The sequence below is a fragment of the Streptomyces sp. NRRL B-24085 genome (assembly GCF_001282115.1).
In the GTDB taxonomy this organism is placed as follows: Bacteria; Actinomycetota; Actinomycetes; order Streptomycetales; family Streptomycetaceae; genus Streptomyces.
On the sequence record NZ_LJBR01000237.1, the window covers coordinates 26,374 to 32,733 of the forward strand.

The 6,360-nt window shown below is 70.2% G+C and carries 8 protein-coding genes; 6 read left to right on the plus strand and 2 right to left on the minus strand.

The window, feature by feature from the left end:
• Positions 1 to 4 precede the first annotated feature (4 nt).
• From leuD to AOJ26_RS24755, 3 genes are all read left to right on the plus strand, one after another.
• Positions 5 to 598: a 3-isopropylmalate dehydratase small subunit gene (leuD, locus tag AOJ26_RS24745; RefSeq protein ID WP_053850550.1), complete on the plus strand. Its 594-nt coding sequence runs from the start codon at positions 5 to 7 to the stop codon at positions 596 to 598.
• Between the two features lie 265 nt (positions 599 to 863).
• Positions 864 to 1,094, plus strand: coding sequence for a hypothetical protein (locus AOJ26_RS24750; protein WP_007384922.1), 231 nt, complete (start codon positions 864 to 866; stop codon positions 1,092 to 1,094).
• Positions 1,095 to 1,231: 137 nt separating this feature from the next.
• Positions 1,232 to 1,879 (plus strand): HU family DNA-binding protein, encoded by a 648-nt coding sequence (locus AOJ26_RS24755; protein ID WP_053850551.1) that lies wholly within the window; start codon positions 1,232 to 1,234, stop codon positions 1,877 to 1,879.
• Between the two features lie 71 nt (positions 1,880 to 1,950).
• On the opposite strand, the gene AOJ26_RS24760 is transcribed toward AOJ26_RS24755, so the two are convergent.
• Both AOJ26_RS24760 and cofC read right to left on the minus strand, forming a co-directional pair.
• Positions 1,951 to 2,142 (minus strand): hypothetical protein, encoded by a 192-nt coding sequence (locus AOJ26_RS24760; RefSeq protein ID WP_053850552.1) that lies wholly within the window; start codon positions 2,140 to 2,142, stop codon positions 1,951 to 1,953.
• Between the two features lie 10 nt (positions 2,143 to 2,152).
• Positions 2,153 to 2,791, minus strand: a complete 639-nt coding sequence (gene cofC, locus AOJ26_RS24765) for a 2-phospho-L-lactate guanylyltransferase (RefSeq protein WP_053850553.1) — start codon at positions 2,789 to 2,791, stop codon at positions 2,153 to 2,155.
• A 155-nt stretch (positions 2,792 to 2,946) separates the two neighbouring features.
• On the opposite strand from cofC, the gene AOJ26_RS24770 reads away from it, so the two are divergent.
• From AOJ26_RS24770 to AOJ26_RS24780, 3 genes are all read left to right on the plus strand, one after another.
• Complete coding sequence (locus AOJ26_RS24770; protein ID WP_053850554.1) at positions 2,947 to 3,711, plus strand: lysophospholipid acyltransferase family protein; 765 nt, start codon at positions 2,947 to 2,949, stop codon at positions 3,709 to 3,711.
• Entirely contained in the window at positions 3,708 to 4,718 is a 1,011-nt protein-coding gene (locus AOJ26_RS24775) for an NAD(P)H-dependent glycerol-3-phosphate dehydrogenase (protein ID WP_053850555.1), read from the plus strand. Before AOJ26_RS24770 ends, AOJ26_RS24775 begins: the two co-directional genes overlap by 4 nt.
• An 81-nt stretch (positions 4,719 to 4,799) precedes the next feature.
• Positions 4,800 to 5,957, plus strand: coding sequence for a D-alanine--D-alanine ligase family protein (locus AOJ26_RS24780; protein WP_053850556.1), 1,158 nt, complete (start codon positions 4,800 to 4,802; stop codon positions 5,955 to 5,957).
• Positions 5,958 to 6,360: the final 403 nt, after the last annotated feature.

Here is a 6,360-nt window from a genome sequence, read left to right on the forward strand (position 1 = left end):
AGTCATGGAAGCATTCACCACGCACACCGGCCGGGCCGTCCCGCTGCGCCGCTCGAACGTCGACACCGACCAGATCATCCCTGCTCACTGGCTCAAGAAGGTGACCAGGGACGGCTTCGAGGACGGACTGTTCGAGGCCTGGCGCAAGGACGAGAAGTTCATCCTCAACCAGCCCGAGCGCAAGGGTGCGACCGTCCTGGTCGCCGGCCCCGACTTCGGCACCGGCTCCTCCCGTGAGCACGCGGTCTGGGCGCTCCAGAACTACGGCTTCAAGGCCGTGATCTCCTCGCGCTTCGCCGACATCTTCCGCGGCAACTCGCTGAAGAACGGCCTGCTCACGGTGGTTCTGGACCAGAAGATCGTGGACGCGCTCCAGGAGCTGAGCGAGAAGGACCCCGAGGCTGAGATCACCGTCGACCTTCAGGCCCGCGAGGTGCGCGCCGAGGGCATCACGGCGAGCTTCGAGCTGGACGAGAACTCCCGTTGGCGGCTGCTGAACGGCCTGGACGACATCTCCATCACCCTCCAGAGCGAGGCGGACATCGCCGCGTACGAGGCCAAGCGGCCCTCGTACAAGCCGCGGACGATCGAGGTCTGACCCGGAGCCGTCCAACAGGTCGAATTCCGGCCACCGCAACACCCCCGCCGTACCCCCGATCAGCCCGATCGGGGGTACGGCCGTGTCTGCGCCCGGACGCCCTCGCACCGTGCGACACGCCCGCTCAACTTCCCACGTTACGGCGGGTGTTGTCGGGGTACGCGACCCTTGTAGCCGTGACTCCCGGATGTGCCCGGAAGGCCGTTTGAGGCGGCAGTTGCACCCCTAGCAGGCGACAACTCGCCCCAGATGGCACAATCTGTGCATGGAACACGACGGCCAACTCGAGCTCTATGCGGCGGTCGCGGACCAACTGAAGGAAGCGCACGCAAGAGTGCGCGCACTGCAAGTCCCGGAGGGCGTACGGATGGCGCTGACCCGGAAGCTGCTGGTCATTACGGCCGCGGCCAAGCACGACGTCGTCGAAGCGACAAGGCGTCTGGAGGGGTTCATGGCCGACCTCGACGCGGGTCGAATCCCGGAAGAGGAACGCTGAACAAGTCCAGAGCAGCCGAGTTCGTTGCGGCACAAGGGTGATAAGCCCGTTTCGTGTTTGATTTGCGGTATATATCTGCCTAACGTGCGAAAAAGCTTGAACAGTTTCGTTCGGGCGATGTCTCCGAAGGGGAAGACGTGAACAAGGCGCAGCTCGTAGAAGCGATTGCCGACAAGGTGGGCGGCCGCCAGCAGGCCGCCGACGCGGTCGACGCGGTCCTGGACGCCATCGTCCGAGCGACGGTCGCGGGCGACCGGGTCTCGGTCACCGGCTTCGGTTCGTTCGAGAAGGTCGACCGGCCGGCCCGTTACGCCCGCAACCCCCAGACGGGCGAGCGGGTTCGGGTCAAGAAGACCTCCGTTCCGCGCTTCCGCGCGGGCCAGGGCTTCAAGGACCTGGTGAGCGGCACGAAGAAGCTCCCGAAGAACGACGTCGCGGTCAAGAAGGCGCCCAAGGGCAGCCTGACCGGCGGTGCTTCGGCCACGGTCAAGAAGGCGGCCGCGAAGAAGGCCACCGCCAAGACCGCCACGGCCAAGAAGACCACCGCCAAGAAGACGACGGCCAAGAAGACCACGGCCACCGCGAAGAAGACGACGGCGAAGAAGGCCCCCGCCAAGAAGGCGACCGGTACCGCCGCCAAGAGCACCGCCGCGAACAAGACCGCCGCGAAGAAGACGACGGCCAAGTCGGCCCCGGCGAAGAAGGCCACCGCCAAGAAGGCGCCCGCCAAGAAGTCGGCCGCGCGCACCACCACCGCCAAGAAGGCCACGGCCCGCAAGAGGTAAGGGCACAGGGGCACTCACGCGCCGGGCCGGACTCCGCATCGGAGTCCGGCCCGCGGCGTGTGCGAGGGGGTTCAGAAGGTCTGCAGGGTCACCAGAGTGATCTTGTCCCCGGTCATCTCGACGCGCACGCGCTGGCCGGGACGCAGCAGCCGCAGCCCGCCCGCGTCGAACGCCGGCGCGTCGAAGGGCACCGGGGTGCCGTCGTCGAGGAGCACCTGCCCGCTGCGGCTCTCGGGGTCGTACGTGTACGCGGTCGCCTGCATGCCCCGCAGCCTACTGCCCGGGGATCAGCAGCCGCGCCGCGGCGGCGGCCGTCCGGGGGCCCACCCCGAGCGCGAGCGCGGCCCGCAGGTCCTCGCCGGTGTCCACGTCCTGCCGTACGGAATCGACCTCGGCGAGGGGGAGTTCCGCGGCCCCCGAGGTGCGGTGCCGTGCGCGCGAATCGGGCCCGAAGGCGGGGTGCAATTCCGCGCCCGGCCGCGCCGCCAGCAGGGTGGTGCCCATTGCCGCGGCATCCGCGAGAAAAGCGCGCGGGAATTCAGCGGCGGCGTTGAGCACCCGGGCCAATTCCAGGGGCCGCAGCGCCGGAAGATCGGCGTTCAGGGCCGCGAGGGCGCTTTCGGGCCGGGACGACCGCACGACGGCCGCCGCGTGCGCCAGGGCCGCGTTCAGGCCCCCTCGCGGCTCGTCCGGGACGATCCGGGCGCCCAGGGCGGCCAGCTCCCGGCCGGCCAGGGCGTCGTCCGTGACGACCGCCACATCCGCGACCGCAGGGCAGGCCAGCGCGGCCGCCACGGTGTCCTGGGCGAAGGCGAGGGCCAGACCGGGCCGCACCCCGTCGTCGGCGGTGTCCGAGAGCCTGCTCTTGGCCCGCGCCAGGGGCTTCAGCGGGATGACCAACGTCCACTGCACGAGGGCTCCGTCCTTCTCTTCTCGCGGCCATTGTCACTCAGTCGTCACGCGCCCCATCTGGCGGTGTCGGCGGCGGGGCGTACGGTGTTCTCGACAGACAGACGGCCCGGGGCGACACTTGTGCGGCCCCCCAGGCCCTAGAGGAAGGTGTCCGCGTGCCCCGCCGCAGAATCGGCTTCTGGTACCGCCTGGCAGCGGTGATCGCCAAACCGCCGCTCGTGGTTCTGCTCAAGCGGGACTGGCGTGGAATGGAGCACATTCCGGCTGACGGCGGATTTATCACCGCGGTCAACCACAATTCGCACATCGATCCCTTCGCGTACGCGCACTTCCAGTACAACACCGGACGCGTTCCGCGATTCCTCGCGAAGAGCGGTCTTTTCAACAAGGGATTCGTCGGCGCCGTCATGCGCGGCACGGGACAGATTCCCGTCTACCGCGAGACCACCGACGCGCTCAGCGCCTTCAGGGCCGCCATCGACGCCGTGGAGCGCGGTGAATGCGTCGCGTTCTACCCCGAGGGCACCATCACCCGGGACCCCGCCCAGTGGCCCATGACCGGCAAGACCGGCGCCGCGCGCGTGGCCCTGCAGACCAAGTGCCCGGTGGTCCCGGTCGCGCAGTGGGGCGCCAACGAACTGCTGCCGCCGTACGCCAAGAAGCTGCACTTCCTGCCGCGCAAGACCTCGCACGTCCTCGCGGGGCCGCCCGTGGACCTGTCGCCGTTCTACGACCGGGAGATGACACCGGACCTCCTGAAGGAGGCCACCGCGGTCATCATGGCCGCCGTCACCGCGCAGCTCGAGATCATCCGGGGCGAGAAGGCACCCGCGACGGCGTACGACCCGCGCCGCGAGCGGATCGAGCAGCGGCGCCGGACCCAGGCGCAGAGCGGGCACGAGGGGGAGAAGAGCAAGTGAGCAAACCCGTCAAGGCGGCGGTTCTCAGCGCCGGTTCATGGGGCACGGCCTTCGGTGTCGTGCTCGCCGACGCGGGCTGCGAGGTCACCCTCTGGGCACGTCGTCCCGAGGTCGCCGAGGCCATCAACTCCGGCCGGACGAACCCCGACTACCTCCCCGGCGTGGAGCTCCCGCAGGGGGTCAGGGCGACCACGGACCCCGCCGAGGCAGCGGCCGGCGCCGACTTCACCGTCCTGTCGATCCCCTCGCAGACCCTGCGCGCCAACCTCGCCGAGTGGACCCCGCTGCTCGCGCCGGACACCGTCCTCGTCTCCCTCATGAAGGGCGTCGAGCTCGGCTCCGCCATGCGGATGAGCGAGGTGATCGAGGACGTCGCCAAGGTCGGCGCCGACCGCATCGCCGTGGTCACCGGGCCCAACCTCGCGCGGGAGATCGCCGCCCGGATGCCGGCCGCCGCCGTGGTCGCCTGCACCGACGAGGCGGTGGCCCGGCGCCTCCAGGCCGTCTGCCACACGCCCTACTTTCGCCCCTACACCAACACGGACGTGGTGGGCTGCGAACTGGGCGGCGCCGTCAAGAACGTCATCGGTCTCGCCGTCGGCATCGCGGACGGCATGGGACTCGGCGACAACGCCAAGGGATCGCTCATCACGCGCGGTCTGGCGGAGACGACCCGGCTGGGCCTCGCGATGGGCGCGGACCCCCTCACCTTCTCCGGACTCGCCGGTCTCGGCGACCTGGTGGCGACCTGCTCCTCGCCGCTGTCGCGCAACCACACCTTCGGCACCAACCTCGGCAAGGGCATGACCCTCCAGGAGACCATCGCGGTCACCAAGCAGACCGCGGAGGGCGTCAAGTCGTGCGAGTCCGTGCTGGATCTCGCCCGCAGGCACGGCGTCGACATGCCGATCACCGAGACGGTCGTCGGCATCGTGCACGAGGGCAAGTCCCCGGTGGTCGCCGTCAAGGAGCTGATGTCGCGCAGCGCGAAGCCCGAGCGACGCTGAGCCACGACGGCTTTTTTGCCTCGTTCGCCGCAGGGGTGGGCGCTGTCTCAGGGCACTACCACCGGGTACTCTCATCGCGATATGAGCACCGAGAACCTCCCCCAGAGCCCTGAGCAGCCGCCTCGCAAGCCGCGCGTGGCCGTCGTGTTCGGCGGGCGCAGCTCCGAACACGGGATCTCCGTGGTCACCGCCGGCGCCGTACTGCGGGCCATCGACCGGACGAAGTACGACGTCCTGCCGATCGGCATCACCAAGGACGGCCGCTGGGCGCTCACCGCCGACGAACCGGAACGCATGGCGATCACCGAGCGCCGCACGCCGGACGTCGAGGAACTCGCCGAGTCCAGCGAGGGCGGCGTGGTGCTCCCCGTCGACCCCGCCAACCGCGAAGTGGTCTACAGCGAGCCCGGATCGGTGCCCAAGGCGCTCGGTGAGGTCGACGTCGTCTTCCCCGTCCTGCACGGCCCCTACGGCGAGGACGGCACCCTCCAGGGCCTCCTGGAGCTCTCCGGCGTCCCGTACGTCGGCTCGGGCGTGCTCGCCTCGGCCGTCGGCCAGGACAAGGAGTACATGAAGCGGGTGTTCACCTCCTTCGGGCTCAAGGTCGGCCCGTACGTGGTGGTCCGGCCGCGCGAGTGGGAGCGGGACGAGTCCGCGGCCCGCAAGAAGATCGTCGACTTCGCGGGCGAGCACGGCTGGCCGCTCTTCGTGAAGCCCGCGCGCGCGGGTTCGTCGATCGGCATCACCAAGGTCGACGACCTGTCCGGCCTGGACGAGGCGATCGCCGAGGCGCAGGCCCACGACCCGAAGATCCTCGTGGAGGCGGCGCTGCGGGGCCGCGAGATCGAGTGCGGCGTCCTGGAGTTCGAGGACGGCCCGCGCGCGTCGGTCCCCGCGGAGATCCCGCCGCCGCAGGAGCACGCGTACTACGACTTCGAGGCGAAGTACATCGACTCGACCCCCGGGATCGTGCCGGCGCCGCTGACGCCCGAGGAGACGGCCGAGGTCCAGAAGCTCGCCGTCGACGCCTTCGAGGCGGCCTCCTGCGAGGGCCTGGTCCGCGCGGACTTCTTCCTCACCGAGGACGGCGAGTTCGTGATCAACGAGATCAACACCCTCCCGGGCTTCACGCCGATCTCGATGTACCCGCAGATGTGGGAGAAGAGCGGGATCAGCTACCCGGAGCTGGTGGACCGCCTCATCGGGGCGGCCCTGCGCAGGTCGACGGGGCTGCGGTAGCACGGGGCGGGAGACTTCGGCGGCGGGGGCCGACAGGGCCTCCGTCGCGGTCGGTAGGGCTTCCGGGTGGTCGGGAGCTTGCCGGTCGCCGGGTGACGGGACTTGGGCGCGGGACGGGAGTGCTGCGGCCCGGTCGGTGAAGCTCCGGCAACTGGTCGGCGGGATTGCTGCGGCACGTCGGGAGTGTTTCGGCGGCGGTCGGCGGGTCGCTGGTCGCCGGTGGCGGGGCTCGCGGTGGGAGATGGGTTCTGCGTGCCGGCCGGGGGTGCTTCGGCGGTCGGTCGGGGTGGCTCGGCGGTGGGCCGGCAGGGCTTCGGCGTGGGCCGGGTGGCTCGGTGGTCGTCGGGAGTGCTGTGGCGGCCGGTGGCACGGCTTTCGCTGCGGGTCGCGAGTGGTTCTGGGG